This is a genomic window from Leifsonia stereocauli (assembly GCF_038432415.1).
GTDB classification, from domain to species: domain Bacteria; phylum Actinomycetota; class Actinomycetes; order Actinomycetales; family Microbacteriaceae; genus Orlajensenia; species Orlajensenia stereocauli.
Genome location: NZ_JBCAUN010000001.1, coordinates 973,727 through 992,334, shown reverse-complemented (window position 1 = coordinate 992,334; position 18,608 = coordinate 973,727). Strand labels below are relative to the sequence as shown.

16 protein-coding genes and 1 tRNA gene are annotated in these 18,608 nt (G+C 68.7%); 15 read left to right on the top strand and 2 right to left on the bottom strand.

The features are described from left to right. Positions 1 to 63 precede the first annotated feature (63 nt). The 3 genes from AADV74_RS04845 to AADV74_RS04835 all read left to right on the top strand — a co-directional run bounded on the left by AADV74_RS04845 (position 64) and on the right by AADV74_RS04835 (position 4,425). The gene (locus tag AADV74_RS04845; protein WP_342112364.1) at positions 64 to 1,743 is read left to right on the top strand and encodes a peroxidase family protein; all 1,680 of its coding nucleotides are present in this window, start codon (positions 64 to 66) and stop codon (positions 1,741 to 1,743) included. 107 nt (positions 1,744 to 1,850) lie between these two features. Continuing rightward, the gene (locus tag AADV74_RS04840; RefSeq protein ID WP_342112363.1) at positions 1,851 to 3,638 is read left to right on the top strand and encodes a glycoside hydrolase family 15 protein; all 1,788 of its coding nucleotides are present in this window, start codon (positions 1,851 to 1,853) and stop codon (positions 3,636 to 3,638) included. Positions 3,639 to 3,708: 70 nt separating this feature from the next. Beyond that, positions 3,709 to 4,425, top strand: a complete 717-nt coding sequence (locus AADV74_RS04835) for an SOS response-associated peptidase (RefSeq protein WP_342112362.1) — start codon at positions 3,709 to 3,711, stop codon at positions 4,423 to 4,425. Positions 4,426 to 4,565: 140 nt separating this feature from the next. Here the strand turns inward: AADV74_RS04835 and AADV74_RS04830 are convergent. After that, a tRNA-Leu gene (locus tag AADV74_RS04830) sits at positions 4,566 to 4,649 on the bottom strand. 112 nt (positions 4,650 to 4,761) lie between these two features. Here AADV74_RS04830 and AADV74_RS04825 point away from each other — a divergent pair. Together AADV74_RS04825 and AADV74_RS04820 are read left to right on the top strand one after the other, a co-directional pair. After that, positions 4,762 to 6,099, top strand: a complete 1,338-nt coding sequence (locus AADV74_RS04825) for a M20/M25/M40 family metallo-hydrolase (protein ID WP_342112360.1) — start codon at positions 4,762 to 4,764, stop codon at positions 6,097 to 6,099. Positions 6,100 to 6,115: 16 nt separating this feature from the next. After that, a complete protein-coding gene (locus tag AADV74_RS04820; RefSeq protein WP_342112358.1) occupies positions 6,116 to 6,970 on the top strand; it encodes an undecaprenyl-diphosphate phosphatase in 855 nt (284 codons plus the stop codon). A gap of 171 nt (positions 6,971 to 7,141) precedes the next feature. Here the strand turns inward: AADV74_RS04820 and AADV74_RS04815 are convergent, their stop codons facing one another. Continuing rightward, entirely contained in the window at positions 7,142 to 8,065 is a 924-nt protein-coding gene (locus tag AADV74_RS04815; protein WP_342112356.1) for a proteasome assembly chaperone family protein, read from the bottom strand. A gap of 79 nt (positions 8,066 to 8,144) precedes the next feature. On the opposite strand from AADV74_RS04815, the gene AADV74_RS04810 reads away from it, so the two are divergent. The 10 genes from AADV74_RS04810 (at position 8,145) to lnt (ending at position 18,578) form a co-directional block, all read left to right on the top strand. After that, positions 8,145 to 8,873 carry an HAD family hydrolase gene (locus AADV74_RS04810; protein WP_342112354.1) on the top strand — a complete coding sequence of 243 codons (729 nt, stop codon included), beginning with the start codon at positions 8,145 to 8,147 and terminating at the stop codon, positions 8,871 to 8,873. Then, positions 8,870 to 9,874 (top strand): tRNA (adenine-N1)-methyltransferase, encoded by a 1,005-nt coding sequence (locus tag AADV74_RS04805; protein WP_342112352.1) that lies wholly within the window; start codon positions 8,870 to 8,872, stop codon positions 9,872 to 9,874. Before AADV74_RS04810 ends, AADV74_RS04805 begins: the two co-directional genes overlap by 4 nt. A gap of 91 nt (positions 9,875 to 9,965) precedes the next feature. Then, on the top strand, positions 9,966 to 10,940 hold the full coding sequence (locus AADV74_RS04800; protein WP_342112351.1) for an FKBP-type peptidyl-prolyl cis-trans isomerase: 975 nt from the start codon (positions 9,966 to 9,968) through the stop codon (positions 10,938 to 10,940). Positions 10,941 to 11,031: 91 nt separating this feature from the next. After that, a complete protein-coding gene (locus AADV74_RS04795) occupies positions 11,032 to 12,060 on the top strand; it encodes a helix-turn-helix transcriptional regulator (RefSeq protein ID WP_342112349.1) in 1,029 nt (342 codons plus the stop codon). After that, the gene (locus AADV74_RS04790; protein WP_342112347.1) at positions 12,053 to 13,042 is read left to right on the top strand and encodes a helix-turn-helix transcriptional regulator; all 990 of its coding nucleotides are present in this window, start codon (positions 12,053 to 12,055) and stop codon (positions 13,040 to 13,042) included. The genes AADV74_RS04795 and AADV74_RS04790 overlap by 8 nt, the downstream gene beginning before the upstream one ends. An 8-nt stretch (positions 13,043 to 13,050) precedes the next feature. After that, positions 13,051 to 13,398 carry a hypothetical protein gene (locus AADV74_RS04785; protein ID WP_342112345.1) on the top strand — a complete coding sequence of 116 codons (348 nt, stop codon included), beginning with the start codon at positions 13,051 to 13,053 and terminating at the stop codon, positions 13,396 to 13,398. 1 nt (position 13,399) lies between these two features. After that, positions 13,400 to 13,684, top strand: a complete 285-nt coding sequence (gene tatA, locus AADV74_RS04780; RefSeq protein WP_342112343.1) for a twin-arginine translocase TatA/TatE family subunit — start codon at positions 13,400 to 13,402, stop codon at positions 13,682 to 13,684. A gap of 43 nt (positions 13,685 to 13,727) precedes the next feature. Continuing rightward, entirely contained in the window at positions 13,728 to 14,480 is a 753-nt protein-coding gene (gene tatC / locus AADV74_RS04775) for a twin-arginine translocase subunit TatC (protein WP_342112341.1), read from the top strand. Positions 14,481 to 14,507: 27 nt separating this feature from the next. Then, positions 14,508 to 16,946: a DEAD/DEAH box helicase gene (locus AADV74_RS04770; RefSeq protein WP_342112340.1), complete on the top strand. Its 2,439-nt coding sequence runs from the start codon at positions 14,508 to 14,510 to the stop codon at positions 16,944 to 16,946. Positions 16,947 to 17,009: 63 nt separating this feature from the next. Further along, positions 17,010 to 18,578 carry an apolipoprotein N-acyltransferase gene (gene lnt, locus AADV74_RS04765; protein ID WP_342112339.1) on the top strand — a complete coding sequence of 523 codons (1,569 nt, stop codon included), beginning with the start codon at positions 17,010 to 17,012 and terminating at the stop codon, positions 18,576 to 18,578. The last annotated feature ends 30 nt before the right edge of the window (positions 18,579 to 18,608 follow it).

Here is an 18,608-nt window from a genome sequence, read left to right as displayed (position 1 = left end):
CCCTCGCGCACCGCGCCGTCAACGACGAGGCACCCCGGGTTCGCCATCTGCGAAGGACCCGTCATGACCAATCTGCTGAGATCGACCGCCAACCCCGCCGGCGGCCATGGAGGAGGGGTGCGCGGCGACAACATGACCCGCCGCTCCTCGCTGTTCGAAGGCCGCTTCGGCCGCATGTTCCGTGACCTCCCACCCGCGGCCTGGCCCGCGACGGCGCTCCGGCGCCTCGGCGAGGCCATGACGGCCGAGCCGGAGCGTGACCCGCTCGACCCGACCAAGCCGTTCGCGGCGCCGGAGACCGACGACATCGTGCAGGATCCCGAGGAGAACCCCGGCCTTCCGTCCGGCTACACCTACTTCGGACAGTTCGTCGACCACGACATCACCTTCGATCCGGCATCCGTGATGCAGAAGATCAACGACCCCGATGCGCTCGTGGACTTCCGCACCCCTCGCCTCGACCTCGACTCGATGTACGGGCGCGGGCCGGACGACCAGCCCTACCTGTTCGACGGCAAGAAGTTCCGCCTCGGCCGCACCCTGACGGAGCTCACCGTGCCGAGCCCCCGCAAGGACCTGCCGCGCTACATCGACGTGCAGGACCCCGAGGCGCCCCATCGGGCGCTCATCGGAGACAAGCGCAACGACGAGAACGTGATCGTCGCGCAGCTGCACGCGTCGATGATGCAGTTCCACAACAAGCTCGTCGACGAGTACCCCGGGGCGAGCTTCGCCGACGTGCAGCAGCAGGTGCGCTGGCACTACCAGTGGCTCGTGATCAACGACTACCTGGTGCGCATCTGCGGCTCCGAGCTCATCGACGCCATCCTGCCGGGTCGGGGACAGGCGTTGCCGACCCAGGACCAGAAGCCGAAGCTCGGGTTCTACCGCTTCCGCAAGGCGCCCTACATGCCGATCGAGTTCTCCGTCGCCGCCTACAGGTTCGGCCACTCCATGATCCGCCCGATCTACAGGCTCAACACCCATCTCGACGGCGGCGACAACGTGCGGGCGGCGACCGATGACGAGCGCCGCCGCGGACTCGACGGCCGGTTCTTCATCTTCGCCGGCGTGCAGCGCCGAGGGCTCAACGGCTTCGACACCTTCCCGTCGCCCTGGGCGATCGACTGGAGCCTGTACTTCGACCGCACCGGGCAGGTCCCCGTCGGCGGAAAGAGGCGCGTGCAGCCCTCGTACAAGTTCGACACCTCGCTGGTGAACCCCTTGGGATTCCTGCCGGAGTTCTCCAAGGCCGGCGTCGACGAGCCGCCGCTCACCATCGATCACCTGCAGGCCGCTCCGACGCGTCCGTCGCGCGACCCGGCCAACCTCGCCGTGCGCAATCTGCTGCGCGGCATGGCACTCGAGCTGCCGAGCGGTCAGGCCGTCGCCGACGCCATGGGCATCGCGCGCATCCCCGACGAGCGACTCTGGGTGGGCAAGGCCGCGGAAGGCGAGGAGCGGAAGCCGATCACCGAGGTGCACGAGAGCTTCGCGAACAACGCGCCGCTCTGGTACTACATCCTCGCCGAGTCGCAGGAGATCTGGACGGCCGCCGGCGATGCCTCGGCGACCATGCACCTCGGCCCCGTCGGCGGACGCATCGTCGCCGAGACCCTGATCGGCATGATCGCGGCTGACGGCGGCTCCTACCTCACGCAGAGTCCCAACTGGCAGCCGGAGGTGCACGGGCGCAGGCTCGCCACAGTCGGCGACCTTCTCGCCTTCGCCGACGAGGAGTAGTCAGCCAGCTCGCGATTCTCGCTCGCTGAGGACCGAGCGAAGCGACCGCCCGAAGCGCACCAGAGGGGCACCGTGCTGTTCGCAGCCGGTGCCCCTATCCTGTGCCCATGGCCAGCCGACCCATCGAGGACTACGCGCTCCTCAGCAACTGCCGCACAGCCGCCCTCGTCAGCTCGGAGGGGAGCATCGACTGGCTCTGCCTCCCGCGCTTCGACTCGCCGTCCACCTTCGGAGCCCTCCTCGGCACCGAGGAGAACGGGGCATGGTCGTTGCGGCCGACGGATGCCGCAGCCACCGTCACCCGCGCCTACGACGGCGACACCTTCATCCTCGTGACCACGTGGACCACCGCCACGGGCGAGGTCGAGGTCATCGACCTGATCGCGCGCGGCGTCGGCCGCGTCGACGTGCTGCGCGAAGTGCGCGGAATCCGGGGATCGGTGGAGATGGGGATGGAGTTGCGCATCCGTTTCGGGTACTCGACGGCACTGCCCTGGGTGCGACGGATCGACGGCGATACCGGACAGGCGCTGCTCGCGATCGCCGGACCCGACGCGGCCATAGTCCGGGGGAAGCCCAGGCTGGAGGCCGTCGACAACGCCCACCGCGCGACCTTCACCGTCGCGGCGGGGGAGCAGGTGCCGATCTCGCTGACCTGGTACCCGTCGCATCGCAACACCCCCGAGCGTCTGGACCATGCGCGAGCCGTCGCCGACACCCGAGCCTGGTGGGTCGACTGGGCCAGCCGGTGGGAGCACCGCGGCCCCTACCGCGACGCCGTCGAGCGCTCGCTGCTCGTGTTGCGGGCGCTCACGCACGAGGGCACTGGCGGAATCGTGGCTGCTGCGACGACTTCGCTGCCCGAGCAGTCCGGCGGCCCGCGCAACTGGGACTACCGCTACGTCTGGCTGCGCGACGCGTCCCTCACCCTGCAGGCCCTCGCTGATCACGGCTACAACGAGGAGGTCGCGCACTGGCGGTCCTGGCTGCTGCGCGCGATCGCCGGTGATCCGGGCGACGTGCAGATCATGTACGGGATCGCCGGCGAGCGCTACCTGCCGGAGCGAGAGCTCGACAGCTTCCCCGGGTACGCCGAGTCGCTCCCCGTCAGGGTGGGCAACGGCGCCGTCGACCAGTACCAGGCCGACGTGATCGGCGAGGTCATGGTGGCGCTGCACGTCGCGAGGGAGAACGGCCACGGCGACCTCGAGAACGCCTGGCCTCTCCAGCGGGCGCTCCTGGGCTTCCTCGAGGAGAACTGGCAGCGGCCGGACCAGGGCATCTGGGAGATCCGCGGCGATGCGCTCTTCTTCACCCACTCCAGGGTCATGCTCTGGGCAGCGTTCGATCGCGGTGTCGCTGCCATCGAGCAGTTCGGAGCCGAGGGGCCGGTCGACGCCTGGCGGACTCTCCGTGACGCTCTGCGCGCCGAGATCGACGAGAAGGGCGTCGACCCCGAACGCGGCTGCTTCGTCCAGCACTACGGCTCAGCCGAGGTCGATGCGTCGCTGCTGCTCCTCCCGCAGGTGGGCTTCTGCGCGGCAGACGACCCTCGGATGCTGGCGACGGTCGCGGCGATCGAGTCAGACCTGCTCCACCACGGCCTCGCGCAGCGGTACAGGACCGAGGCCGGAGTCGACGGGTTGCCGCCGGGGGAGAACCCGTTCCTCGCCTGCTCGTTCTGGCTCGCGCACCAGTACGCCGAGTCCGGGCGCCTGGGGGATGCCCTCGCACTCATGGACCGTCTCGTGGGCCTGGGCAATGACGTCGGGCTGCTCGCCGAGGAGGTGGACCCGCTGACGGGGCGCCACTGGGGCAACACTCCTCAGGCGCTCTCCCACCTCGCCCTCGTGCGGGCGGCGGATGCGATCGGCCGGGCAGAGGCGCGACTCTGAGAACGGTGGCCTCGAGGTCGGCGGCGCGGGTCGCACCGGTGCTGTCCTCGCCCGCGGGTAGCCTGAAGCCATGTGCGGTCGCTTCGTCATCTCCGACACCCAGCCCGATCTCGTGGCCCTATTCGACATCGAGATCGTCGGCGAGAACCTGCCGGGTCCGAACTGGAACATCCGGCCGACCGACCAGGTGCCGATAGTTCTCGAGTCGACCAAGGGCGGCCCGGCCGTGCGCCGTCTCGAGTCCGCCCGGTGGTCGCTGGTCCCGTCGTTCGCGAAGGAGCTGGCCTCGCCGTATCCGACGTTCAACGCGCGCTCGGAGGACGTGGCCGAGAAGACCAGCTTCGCGGCATCCGTCGCCACGAGACGAGCGCTCATCCCCACCGACGGCTACTACGAGTGGCACACCGACGGTACGGCCAAGACGCCGTACTTCGTGCATCCGCCCGAGGGTGAGCGCATGGCCTTCGCCGGCCTGTACTCGTGGTGGCGCGACCCGTCCAAGGCCGAGACCGACCCGGCGCGGTGGGTGCTGTCGGCGACCATCCTCACCATGGACGCCATCGCTCCGCTCGACGCCCTGCATCCGCGCACGCCGGTCGTTTTACCCGACTGGATGTGGGACACCTGGCTCGACCCCGACGAGGAGGCCGACCAGGAGTTCGTCGACGCCGCCGTGGAGGCTGCGCGTCCGACGGCAGCGAGCCTGGAGTTCCATGAGGTGGCTCCGGTGCGCGAGAACGGCCCGAGCCTGATCGAGCCGGCGGTGATCCCCGTCGGCTCGCTGTGAGCGAAAGGAGCTGAGTGTCGGGTGAGCAGTGCATCCCGAGATCCGTCTGGCGCGATGCCCTGAAACTGGAGAAAACATTCGTTCGGGAAACGACGAAGGCCCCGGTCATCGACCGGGGCCTTCACTGTCTCAACACAGTGTGCGCGAAGGGGGACTTGAACCCCCACGCCCTTTCGGGCACTAGCACCTCAAGCTAGCGCGTCTACCAATTCCGCCATCCGCGCGTGTTGTTTGCGAGCCATGGTTTCCCCGGCCCGAGGTAAGACATTAGCACGATTCGAGAGGGTGCTTTTACACGTGGGCACCATGGCGAGGGGGCAAGGTAACGTGACCGGCATGCCTGAAACATCCTCCGCAACGCGCTCGCACGACGACACGCCCGAGGAGCTCGAGAGCACTGCCGCCATCGCGCGCGACCTCATCCGCTTCGACACCACGAACCACGGTGAGGGCCGGTCCAACGGGGAGGCGGATGCCGCAGCATATGTCTCGGCGTACCTCGAGCGCCTCGGCCTCGAGCCCGTGACGTTCGAGTCGGCGCCGGGTCGCGCGAGCGTGATCGCCCGTGTCGAGGGACGCGACCGCTCGAAGCCGGCGCTGGTGCTGCACGGTCACCTCGACGTCGTTCCGGCCGACCCCGAGAACTGGAGCGTCGACCCCTTCGGCGGCGTCATCAAGGACGGCATGCTCTGGGGTCGTGGTGCCGTCGACATGAAGGACATGGACGCCATGATCCTCGGCGCCCTCGACGACATCCTGACGGCTGGCGAGAAGCCGGAGCGCGACAGCATCGTCGCCTTCTTCGCCGACGAGGAGAACGGCGGCGTCTACGGGGCGCACTGGCTCGTCGACAACCACCCCGAGCTGTTCGAGGGCGCAGGGGAGGCCATCAGCGAGGTCGGCGGTTACTCGACCATGGTGGGAGACCAGCGTGCCTACCTGCTGCAGACTGGCGAGAAGGCGTTGATGTGGATCAAGCTCGTCGCCCGCGGCCCCGCGGCGCACGGGTCGCGCCTGGTGGCGCAGAACGCCGTCACGCGGGTGGCAGAGGCCGTTGCGGCCATCGGTCGCCTCGAGTGGCCCATTCGCCTCACCGACACCACCGAGCAGCTCCTCGCCGAGGTGGCCCGCATCCTCGAGGTCGAGCCGACCGACCTCGGCCCCGACGGCCTCGCCCTGGCCACGGGTTCGGCATCGGGATTCATCCAGGCGACCCTGCGCACGACGTCGAACCCGACCATGCTGAGCGCCGGCTACAAGCACAACGTCATCCCCGACAGGGCCGAGGCCGCGATCGACATCCGCACCCTCCCCGGTGATGAGGACGAGGTGCTCGCCACCATCCGCGGAATCATCGGCGATGACATCGAGATCGTGGTGACCCACCGCGACGTCGGGCTGGAGAATCCGTTCAGCGGGGCGCTCGTCGACAAGGTCGCTGCCCTGATCTCCGAACACGACCCGGAGGCCGTGGTGCTGCCGTACCTGCTCTCGGGCGGCACCGACAACAAGGCGCTGTCGAAGCTCGGCATCCGCGGCTACGGATTCGCCCCACTGCGCCTGCCGGCCGAACTCGACTTCCCCGCGATGTTCCACGGGGTCGACGAGCGGGTGCCGCTCGACGCATTAGTCTTCGGTAGAGCGGTTCTCCGCGACCTTCTGTTGAGCTACTGAACCAGAGAGCAGCCCATTGGATCTCATCAACGCGATCATCCTCGGACTCGTCCAGGGACTGACGGAATTCCTCCCGATCTCCTCGAGCGCCCACCTGCTGATCGTCGGCCAGTTCCTCGGAACAGGCGCTGACCCCGGAGCCCGCTTCACCGCCATCACGCAGATCGGCACCGAGCTCGCCGTCATCATCTTCTTCTGGCGCGACATCGTGCGCATCATCGCGCAGTGGGCGAAGTCGTTGGTCGGCAAGGCGCCCCGCAACGATCCCGACGCCCGCATGGGCTGGCTGATCATCATCGGCTCCATCCCCATCGTCGTCCTCGGCCTGCTGTTCCAGGACCAGATCGAGACCGTTCTCCGGAACCTGTGGATCACGGCGGTCATGCTGATCGTCTTCGGCATCCTGCTGGGCATCGCGGATGCCGTGGGAGCCAAGCGCCGGCGTCTCAAGGACCTCACGTACCCGCACGGAATCCTGTACGGCTTCGCTCAGGCGCTGGCACTCATCCCCGGCGTCTCTCGGTCGGGCGGCACCATCACGATGGGCCTGTTCCTCGGCTACGAGCGCAAGGCGGCCGCGCGCTATGCGTTCCTGCTGGCGATCCCGGCCGTCCTGGGCAGCGGCTTCTACCAGGTCTACAAGTCGATCGCCGACCCGTGCCTCGAGGCCGCGACGAACTGCACGCCCGAGGTCTTCGGGCCGTTCGAGACCCTGGCGGCGACTGTCGTCGCCTTCGCCGTGGGGCTCGTCGTGATCGCATTCTTCATGAGCTACATCTCGCGCCGCAGCTTCCTGCCGTTCGTGATCTATCGCTTGGTGCTCGGCGTCGCCCTGATGATCATGCTCGCGACGGGCGTGCTCGTTCCGTAGTCTCAGCCGCTCGCACCCGCCCGCTCGCTGAGGGCCGAGCGCAGCGACCGCCCGAAGCGCGCCTCGGGCGCGGGTTCTGACGCTTCGGCCGCGGACTTCGTCCGGGCCTCAGCGAGCTGGGCCGGCGGACTCCGACCGGGCCTCAGCAAGCGGGGCGGGCGGAATCGCCGCTCAGTGCCGCCGCGGGTCGTCGTTGCGCCCGTCGGGGCGGTCGCCGCGCTTGCGCAGGTACTTCTCGAACTCCTGGGCGATGGCCTCGCCACTCGCCTCGGGGGAGTCGACGGTGTCGCGCGCCTGCTCGAGCTGCACGATGTACGCCGCCATGTCCTCGTCATCGGCCGCGAGGGCATCGATGCCGGCCTCCCATGCCGCGGCCTCGCTCACGAGGTCGCCGCGGGGGATGGTCACATCGATGACCTCCTCGAGCCTGTCGATGAGAGCCAGCATCGCCTTCGGCGACGGCGCGTTGTGCACGTAGTGCGGCACCGAGGCCCAGATCGTGAGGGTCGGGATGTCCACCTTCTCCGCGGCATCCGCAAGCACGCTCAGGATGCCGACAGGACCCTCGTAGGTCGAGCGCTCCAGGTGCAGGGCGGCACGCATGTCGGCGTTGTCGCTGGCCGACATCAGGGAGATGGGACGGGTGTGCGGAACATCGGCGAGCATGGCGCCGAGGAACACGATGCCGCCGATGTCGGCGGCGAGGGCCGCGTCGATGACCTCGGCCGCGAAGCTCTTCCAGCTGCGCGACGGTTCCGTCCCGAGCAGCAGGTAGATGTTGCCCGTGTTCGCTCCGCTCACCTGCAGGTCGGCATCCGCCGCCAATGAGGCCACCTCGGCCTCGGGCCGGGCCGGCCCGTACAGATCGGCGCTCGGCCAGGTGAGCGTGCGCTGGCCATCCTCGTCCGTCGCCACCATCGGGCGGTTGAACTGGTAGTCGAAGTACAGCTCGGGGTCGACTGTGAAGATCTCGACGAGTTCGAGTTCGTCTTTGAGGGAGCGCACGGCTCCGGATGCCGCTTCACCGGCGTCGTTCCAGCCCTCGAAGGCGACGACCAGGATGCGACCGTTCAGGATGCCGTTGCGTTCTGCCACCGGGGGCGACCTCGATTCCGTCCGGGGCCAGTCCGGCCCTGACCTCAAGGATAGGACGCGCAAAGTAGACTTGACCGTTGTGACCACAGACACTCCGGCAGCCGTCCTCTGGGATATGGACGGCACCCTCGTCGACACCGAACCGTACTGGATGCGTGCCGAGACCGAGCTCATAGAGTCGTTCGGCGGCGTCTGGACCCACGAGGACGCCCTCGGCGTCGTGGGTCTCGGACTCTGGGAGTCGGCCCGCATCTTCCAGGCGGCCGGTGCCGATCTCGACGCCGACGCCATCGTCGACTACCTCACGACCAGCGTGCAGCAGCAGCTGGAGACCGACGGAGTGCCGTGGCGACCCGGTGCTCGCGAACTGCTCGCCGAACTGCGCGAGAACGGCGTGAAGACCGCGCTCGTCACCATGTCCGTGAAGCGGATGGCCGAACAGGTCGCCGCCCTGATCGGCTTCCCGGCCTTCGACGTGATCGTCACGGGCGACTCCGTCGAGAACCCCAAGCCGTTCCCGGACGCCTACCTCTCCGCGGCCGACCAGCTCGGAGTGGCGGCATCCGAGTGCCTCGCGATCGAGGACTCGGTGCCCGGACTCGCGTCGGCTCGCGCCGCAGGATGCAGCACCCTCGGTGTTCCGCACATGGTGCCCCTCGCCGAATCCGCTGCCGACGTGCTCTGGCCGACGCTCGAGGGACGCACCATCTCCGATCTCTTCAGCGTGCATGACCACAGTGTTCGAGACCGCAGTGCCCACTCCGGCGTCGACCTCGACGCCGCATCAGCGGAAGGCATCGCCCGATGACCGCAGAAGACCACCGCCCGGCCAACAGCGGGCCGTTCCGCATCGGCGATCGCGTGCAGCTCACGGGCCCCAAGGGCAAGATGAACACCATCACGCTCGAGTCGGGCAAGGACTTCCACTCGCACCGAGGCATCCTCCCGCACGACGACATCATCGGACTGCCCGACGCCTCCGTCGTCACCAACAACGCCGGCGTCGAGCACCTCGCACTCCGCCCGCTGCTGGCCGACTTCGTCATGTCGATGCCCCGCGGCGCCGCGATCATCTACCCGAAGGACGCAGCGCAGATCCTCGCGCTGGCCGACATCTTCCCCGGAGCGACCGTGGTCGAGGCCGGCGTCGGCTCGGGGGCGCTCTCCCTCTGGCTGTTGCGCGCGATCGGACCGGCAGGCCGGCTCGCCTCATTCGAACGCCGAGAGGAGTTCGCCGACGTCGCTCGCGGGAACGCCGAGACCTTCCTCGGCTACGAACCCGAGAACTGGTCGATCACCCTGGGCGATCTCGCCGAGGAGCTCCCGCAGCAGGTGGAGACCGACGGAGCCGACAGGGTCGTGCTCGACATGCTGGCGCCCTGGGAGTGCCTGCCGGCGGTGTCCGACGCGCTCAAGCCCGGCGGCGTGCTGCTCTGCTACGTCGCCACTGTCACCCAGCTCTCGCGGGTGGCGGAGGCCATCCGCGCCACGGGCGAATACACCAACCCGCAGTCCAGCGAGACGATGGTGCGCGGCTGGCACGTCGAGGGTCTCGCGGTGCGTCCGGACCACCGCATGATCGGTCACACGGGCTTCCTTCTCACGGCGCGGCGCCTCGCCCCCGACACCGTGCTTCCGGAGCTCAAGCGTCGCCCGTCGAAGACCGACTTCAGCGACGAGGACGTCGAGCTCTGGACTCCCGGAGCCCTCGGCGAGCGCACTGTCAGCCCCAAGAGCATGCGCAAGCGCGTGCGGGCGGCCGGAGCCGGTGCAGCGGCGTCGAAGGCCCGCGACCTCGAGGCCGACTAAGATCACTGTTCGGGCGCGACGGCAGCCGTCTGCCGGCATCCGTCACCGCAATCCCCATACTCCCCAGAATTCAGCATCGAAACGAGGACCCGTGCGCAAGCTTCCCGCGCTCATCGCGGCCGCCGGCCTGATCGCGGTCGCATTGACCGCCTGCTCATCCAACCCGGCCGCGGCCGACTGCACCGGTGGCGCCCCGTCGGGTGACGCGTCGAAGCTCGTCACGGCAACGGGGGAGTTCGGATCGGCCCCCACTGTCGACTTCCCGACACCGCTGAAAGCCAGTGGCACGCAGTCCAGCGTCATCACAGCAGGCACCGGAGCAGGCATCGTCGCCGGCCAGAAGGTGACCATCGAGATGTCCGTCTACAACGGAACCGACGGCGAGCTCATCGAGAAGACCAAGTACGGCGCCGACGACACCACGCCGCTCTCGCTCGTCGTCGCCAAGGATCAGGTGCAGGAGGGCCTGCGCAAGGGCCTGCTGTGCGCCACCGAGGACTCGCGCATCGCCGTCGTCGTGCCGCCGAAGGACGCCTTCGGCGAAGCGGGCAACACCAGCATCAACATCGGCCCGAAGGACAACCTGGTCTTCGTTATCGACGTCGACAAGACCTACCTGACGCGAGCGAACGGTGCCGAGCAGACGCCGCAGAACGGCTTCCCGTCGGTCGTGCTGGCCGAGAACGGCGCCCCCGGCATCACAATCGGGTCGGATGCTCCGCCGAAGGACCTGAAGGTCGCCGTGCTCAAGAAGGGCACCGGCGACGCCATCGCCCAGGGAGACAGCGTCACAGTGCACTACACCGGCGTGATCTGGGACGGAACCAAGCCCAGCACGGTCTTCGACTCCAGCTGGGAGCGCGGCGCCCCCGCGACCTTCACGGCCGCATCCGGAGTCGATGGCGGCGTGATCGAGGGCTTCGCCGACGCCCTCGTCGGCCAGACCGTCGGCTCGCAGTTCATCGCCGTCATCCCGCCGGACAAGGGCTACGGCGACACAGCTCAGGACACCATCCCCGCGAACTCGACCCTCGTGTTCGTGGTCGACGTCCTCGGCATCGGCTAGCCGCATACGCGATGGGAAGACGGGGTCGGATGCAGCAGCATCCGGCCCCGTCTCGCGTCGGCGGCACACGCGGAACAGTAAGATCGCAGACGTGCCTGCCAGTCCTCCCACCTCCGTCGAAGAGCGGCTCTTCAGCCTCACCCTCGCCCTCATGGCGAGCGAGAACGGCCTGACGAAGGCCGACATCCTCTCGACGGTGCAGGGCTACAGCCGGGACTACAGGGCCGGGGGAGACAACAGCGCCCTCGAGCGCAAGTTCGAGCGCGACAAGGACGCGGTGCGCGAGCTCGGCATTCCCCTGGAGACCATCGACTCGCCCGATCGGCCCGGTGACAACACGGCTCTGCGCTACCTCATCCCGAAGCGCCTCTACGACCTCCCGAGCGACATCGAGTTCTCCCCGCAGGAGATCGGCCTGCTCGCGTTGGCCGCCGCCGTCTGGCGCGAGGGCTCCCTCTCCGATGATTCCCGCCGTGCCCTGCTCAAGCTGAGCTCCCGCGGCATCGAGGCGAGCGAGCCGCTGGTCGGCTATGCCCCGCGCATCAGGGTGCGTGAGGCGGCGTTCGCTCCGCTCCAGGCAGCGCAGACCGCGAAGATGGTCGTGTCATTCCCGTACCTCAAGCCGGGGGAGTCGGCGCCGCGTCGTCGGACCGTGCTCCCGCTCGCCCTGGTGCAGCACGAGGGACGCTGGCACCTCTACGCGCAGGACATCGACGCCGGTGCCACCCGCACCTTCCTGCTGTCGCGCATCGTCGCGACGGTGGTGCAGCGGCCGGACGTCGTGGCCCCCGAGATCGACACCACCGGAGCCGTCGAACGGTCCCAGGCCGAACTCGCCGCCGTCTCGCTGCGCAATCGGGCCGTGATCGAGACCAGGCCCGAGACCGATGCGGCGATGCGCCTCGGCCGCCGTGCCGCATCCGTCGAGAATGACGGCGCCCGCGTCGTGCTGCACTTCACCGACCTCGACATCCTCGCCGACGAACTCGCCGGGTACGGCCCTGAAGTGCTCGTGCACGAGCCGCCGGCGCTCCGGACCGCCGTGCATCGGCGCCTGCTGCAGGTCGCAGCCCAGCACGACGCGTCCGACACGCGCCAGGAAGGGGCCGATCGTGGCTGAACGTCGACGCACCCTCCTCGGAGCCGACCGCACCCTGTTCATGCTGGCGGTCGTTCCCTATCTGCTCGACCGCGGCGCCGTCTCCGTCGACGAGGTCGCCGAGCACTTCGATGTCACGCCCGACCTGGTTCGGCGCACCATCGCCCTGCTGCCGATGACGGGCATCCCGGGCGAGTCGAAGGCCTACCTCGACAACGACCTGTTCGAGATCGACTACGACGCCCTCGAGGAGGGCACCGTCATCCTCACGCGCAACATCGTCATCGACGAGGCTCCCCGCTTCTCGGCGCGTGAGGCCGCCGCCCTCATCGCCGGCCTCACCTACCTCTCCTCCCTGCCCGAGAACGCCGACAGCGACGCGATCAGCGTGCTGCTGACCAAGCTGGCCCGCGGGTCCTCCGCGACGCCGGCCGAGATGGGCGTCGAGGCCGGAGTTCCGGATGCCACTCGTGCCCTGCTGCGCTCTGCTGCGTCGGCGGGCACCAGGGTGGCATTCGACTACCGCTCATCGCGCGGCGACGTCGAGCGGCGGGTCGTGGATCCTCTGCGCCTCGAGTCGATCGATCGTGACTGGTACCTGCGCGCCTGGGACCACGCCCGCGAGGCCCTGCGCACCTTCCGGCTCGACCGGATGGACGCCGTCGAGGTGCGGGACGTACCGGCGACCAGAACGATCGATGACTTCTCGCTGTCCGACGACATCTTCCAGGGCTCGCCCGACGATCTCGAGGTCGTCATCGAGGTGCCCGTCGACGCCCTGCCGTTGTTGGCCGACTTCAGGCCGGAGGGCCAGGAGCCGGGTTCTGCCCCCGGCCTCGCGCGCACGACCCTCCGCGTCGCCCACCACCACGGTCTCAAGCGCATCGTCGCCGGGTACGCGGGCATCATCACCGTCGTCTCCCCGCCCGAGGCGCGGCGGGTCATCGCCGACTGGGCCGCCGCCGGGGCCGAGCAGTACGCCGCCGATGGCGTCGAGGGCTAGGGCGAGGGATGGCGGGCTGGTCGTGGTTCCTCATCTGGGGTGTGCTCCTCGTGGCGCTCGTGCTGGTCGTCGTGATCCTCGGCCGTCGCGCCTGGCGCAGGGGGCGATCAGCCCTCGACGCCTACGGGGAGCTGAGTCGGACGACGTCGGAGCTCGAGCGAGCGCTCGACCAGCTCGACGACGCGACCGCGAAGGCCGCGGCGCGAGAGTACGGCGTGTTCGGCGATCGGGACGACCTCTCCTTCGCGTGGGGCATGCGCAGGGCTGAGCGGGCGCATCGCCGTCAGGCCCGCCGGGATGCCCGCGTCGCGCGAGGTAGACTACTCACACATTCCACGCAGAATTGGACCAGCTGACATGCTTCAGAACCTCACCGGATGGCACTTCCTGATCATCCTCGTGATCATCCTTCTGCTCTTCGGCGCTCCCAAGCTCCCGGCGCTGGCCCGCAGCCTCGGCCAGTCGATGAAGATCCTCAAGACCGAGGTCGCGTCGGACAAGAAGCCCGAAGAGCCGACCACCGTCATCAACGCCGACGGAAGCACCACCGTCACGAACCCCGACGGCACCACCACGACGACGACAATCCGTCCCGCCGACGCCGGCAATGCCGGCTCGACCGGTCCAGCCGCCAAGAACTAGCGTGGCCGCTCGCGCATCGAAGCGCAGCAACAGCGAAGGTCGGATGTCCCTGGGCCAGCACCTGCTGGAGCTGCGCAAGAGACTCTTCCTGGCCGCCGGCGGCATCGCGGTTGGCGCCATCATCGGCTGGTTCCTCTCCGACTACGTCTGGAAGGCCCTGCGGGTTCCGGTGCTGGAGATAGCGAAAGCACAGCACCGCAACGCCGTCATCAACTACCCCGACATCACCTCGGCCTTCGACCTGAAGCTCCAGATCGCCTTCTACATCGGTCTCGTGATCTCGAGCCCCATGTGGCTGTACCAGATCTTCGCCTTCTTCATGCCGGCGCTCAGTCGCACCGAGAAGCAGTACACCTTCGGCTTCTTCTTCACGGCCGTTCCGTTGTTCCTCGCCGGCTGCGCCGCCGGCTGGTTCGTCCTCCCGCACGTCGTCGATCTCATGACCAGCTTCGCCCCGGCTGACGACGCAGCCTTCATCAACGCCAAGGACTACTTCCAGTTCGTGCTGAAGCTGGTGCTGGCGATCGGCATCGCCTTCGTGCTCCCGGTCTTCCTCGTGCTGCTGAACTTCGCCGGGGTGATCAGCGCGAAGTCGATCATCGCCTCCTGGCGCTGGGCGATCCTCGTGATCTGCCTGTTCACCGCCATCGCCACACCTGCCGCCGATGTCGTGTCGATGTTCATGCTCGCGATTCCGATGGTCGTGCTGTACTTCGCGGCCTGGGGCATCGCGTGGCTGCACGATCGTCGCGCCGAACGGCGCGCGCGGGCGTTCGAGGCCGAGCTCGCGCTCTGAGCGCCACGCACGACTTAGGCTGAAGGAGTGAGCACACCCTCCCCGGCCGAGCGGTACGCAGCCTTCAAGACCAGCTCGACGCATCCGCAGCTCGAAGCGTTCCGCGCCGGGCTCAGCTTCGATCTCGACGACTTCCAGCGCGGAAGCTGCGCCAGCCTCGAGGACGGCGGCAGCGTGCTGGTCGCAGCCCCCACCGGCGCCGGCAAGACCGTCGTCGCCGAGTTCGCCGTCTTCCTGGCGATGCAGCAGCGGCGGGCGAAGGTCTTCTACACGACGCCTATGAAGGCGCTCTCGAACCAGAAGTTCAACGAGTTCGTCGACGAGTACGGCGCTTCGGAGGTCGGCCTGCTCACAGGCGACACCAACATCAACTCGAATGCGCGCATCGTGGTCATGACCACAGAGGTGCTGCGCAACATGCTCTACGCGGACTCCGACCTGCTCACGGACCTCGCGTTCGTCGTGATGGACGAGGTGCACTTCCTGGGCGACCGCTTCCGCGGGGCCGTCTGGGAGGAGGTCATCATCCACCTGCCGCAGAGCGTGCGCATGGTGTCGCTGAGTGCGACGGTCTCCAACGCCGAGGAGTTCGGGGACTGGCTGCAGGCGGTGCGCGGCGACACCGCCGTCATCGTCTCCGAGGACCGCCCGGTTCCCCTGGAGCAGCATGTGCTCGTGCGCACCAAGCTCGTCGATCTGTTCGACTCGTCCGGCGTCATCACCACGACGCGCGTGAACCCGGAGCTCGTGCAGCTGGCTGCATCCGGAGGACGGTCCATCCAGAACCGGTCGACGGCGGGCCGACGCGGACGCGACCGTGGGGGGTTCCACCGTCCGCCGCCGCACGAGGGCCGCATGCCGCGCGAAGACCTGGTCGCCCTGCTCGACGGCAAGCACCTGCTTCCGGCCATCTTCTTCATCTTCAGCCGCGTCGGCTGCGATCAGGCCGTGCGCCAGGTCCTGCGCAGCGGGATCAGGCTGACGGATGCTGCAGAGCGCAGCGAGATCCGCCGCATCGCCGAGGAGCGCAGCCGCACTATGGTCGACGAGGACCTGGCGGTGCTCGGCTACTGGGAGTGGCTCGAGGGCCTCGAGCGGGGCGTGGCGGCCCACCACGCCGGCATGCTGCCGGCCTTCAAGGAGGTCGTCGAGGAGCTGTTCCAGAAGAAGCTCGTGAAGGTGGTGTTCGCCACCGAGACGCTGGCCCTGGGCATCAACATGCCCGCCCGCACCGTCGTGATGGAGAAGCTCGAGAAGTTCAACGGCGAGGCCAGGGTTCCGGTGACGCCGGGGGAGTACACCCAGCTCACCGGCCGTGCCGGCCGCCGCGGCATCGACGTCGAGGGGCACTCGGTCATCCAGTGGCAGCAGGGCCTCGATCCGCAGGCCGTCGCGTCCCTGGCCTCGCGGCGCAGCTATCCTCTCAACTCGAGCTTCCGGCCGACGTACAACATGGCCGTCAACCTCATCGAGCAGTTCGGCCGAGAGCGGGCCCGCGACATCCTCGAGTCCTCGTTCGCGCAGTTCCAGGCCGACCGCTCCGTCGTCGATCTCGCAAGAACTGTGCGCCAGCAGCAGGAGTCCCTGACCGGCTACGAGGAGGCCATGACCTGCCACCTCGGCGATTTCCGCGAGTACGCGTCGATTCGCCACCAGCTCAGCGACCTCGAGAAGCAGGGCGCGCGTGCCGAGAGCCAGCCGCAGGCCGCGCGCCAGAAGCGCCAGCGCGAGCTCACGAAGCTGCGCAACCGACTGAAGTCGCATCCGTGCCATGCCTGCAACGAACGTGAGGCCCACTCGCGCTGGGCCGAGCGCTGGTACCGCCTGAAGCGCGAGAACGACACCCTGCAGCAGCAGATCCGTGCGCGCACCGGAGCCGTCGCCCGCATCTTCGACCGCGTGACCGACGTTCTGCTGCGCCTCGACTACCTCGAGCGCGATGAGCACGGGCGCCTGGCGGCGACATCAGCCGGCCGGATGCTGCGCCGCATCTACGGCGACCGCGACCTGCTTGCAGCCGAGGCACTGCGGCGCGGACTCTGGGACTCACTCGATCCGGCCGCCCTCGCCGCCATGGCCTGCGCCCTCGTCTTCGAGCCGCGTCGCGAGGAGAGCGAGACCGTGGAGCGCTACCTGCCACGTGGCGCCTTCCCGGCCGCGCTGGAGGCGACGCAGCTGCTCTGGAGCGATCTCGACGATCTCGAGCGCGACAGCAAGCTGCAGGGGTCGAGCCCGATCGCCACCGGCCTCTGCCTGGCGATGTACAAGTGGGCCAGAGGTGGCAGGCTGCCCGACGTGCTCAAGGAGGCCGACATGGCTGCCGGCGACTTCGTGCGCTGGACCAAGCAGACCATCGACCTGCTCGACCAGCTCTCCGTCGTGGCCGACAACCCCGTGGCCGGCAACGCCCGCGCTGCGATCGATGGCGTGCGCCGCGGGATCGTGGCGTACTCGACGGTCGCCTGAGGGGTTCCCCTGCGCCGAGCCCGCCTGAACGAAACGCCGCGTTCGCTCGCTTAGGCTGAACGGGTGCATCTCGGCGTCCCCACTCAGCGTGCGACGCCGCTCGTTCCGTTCTGGGGAGCCGTCCTCCTCGCCGCAGGATCCGGCTACCTGCTCGACGCGGCGTTCCCCGACCGCGGCTGGTGGCCGCTCGCCCCCATCGCCATGCTGCTGCTGCTCGTGGCGCTCCGTGGCCGGAGCTTCGGAACCGGCCTGCTCGTCGGCCTGGTGAGCGGTTCCGCGTTCTGGCTCGTGCAGATCATCTGGCTGACGCGCTACCTCGGCCCCGTGCCGTGGTTGGCCCTCGGCATCCTGCAGGCCATCTTCTTCGCCATCGGCTGCGCGATGATCGCGGTCGTGCTCGGATGGGGACCGGCAGTGTGGCCGACCCGGCTGGGCCGCCTCGGCATGCTCCCGATCGTCGTGGCCGGCCTCTGGACCGCCCGCGAAGGCTTCACGGCCGTCGCCCCGTACGGCGGCTTCGCCTGGGGGCGCCTCGCGCTCTCGCAGTCGGAGAGCCCGTTCACGGACCTCGCCGCCTGGCTCGGCATGGCCGGCCTCAGTTTCGTGATCGCGTGGATCGCGGCCTTCGCCTTCTTCCTGATCCTCGAGACGGATGCCGCAGCCCTCCGGCGCGTCGGCGCGATCGTCGCCGCCGTCGCCGTGCTCATGGTGCTGCCGGCGTGGCCGACCATCGTGTCGGGCACCACCACCGTCGCTGCCGTGCAGGGCAATGCGGATGCCGGCCTGTTCGCCAATCGTCCGGCGGGCGAGATCCTCATGGACCACGTGGCCGCGACGCTTCCGGTGCAGGGTGAGGACATCGACATGGTGGTCTGGCCCGAGAACGCGTCGGACGTCGACCCCACTCGGTCGGCACAGGCCGGCCGGATGCTCGACGAGGTCGCCACGGCCCTCGACGCCCCCCTGGTTGCGGGCACCGTCACCGAACGCGACGGCCTCTACTACAACACCTCGTTCCTCTGGGAGCCCGGCCAGGGCATCGTCGACTACTACGACAAGGGGCATCCGGTTCCCTTCGCCGAGTACATGCCGGACCGCGCGTTCTGGCGGCCGTTCGCACCGGACCTCATCGACCTGGTCGGCCGTGACTACCAGATGGGGAGGACCGACGGCGTCTTCGACATCGATGGCGTCATCGCTGGCATCTCAATCTGCTTCGACATCGCCGACGACCAGCTGATCTCGAACCTGATGGGCCAGGGCGCGCAGATCATCCTCGCCCAGACCAACAACGCCGACTTCGGCACGGCCGAGCAGCCGACGGACGAGAGCGCCCAGCAGCTCGCCATCGCCCGCCTCCGTGCCGTGGAGACCGGCCGCACTGTCGTGAACATCTCGACGGTGGGCGAGAGCGCCATCGTCGCGCCAGACGGCTCGACCATCGACTCCCTCCCGGCGTTCACCGCCGGCGCGATGGTGCAGGAGGTGCCGCTCAGCGATACCACGACGCCGGCCATGGTCATCGGCCGGGGTCTCGAGTGGCTGGTCTCCGGGGTGGGCCTGGCCGGTCTGCTTCTGGCCTGCATCGCCGCCGGGCAGGCCCGTCGCATCCGTCGCTCGCCCGCTCGCTAACCCCGCCTGCGGTCCCGTGGATGACGGGAA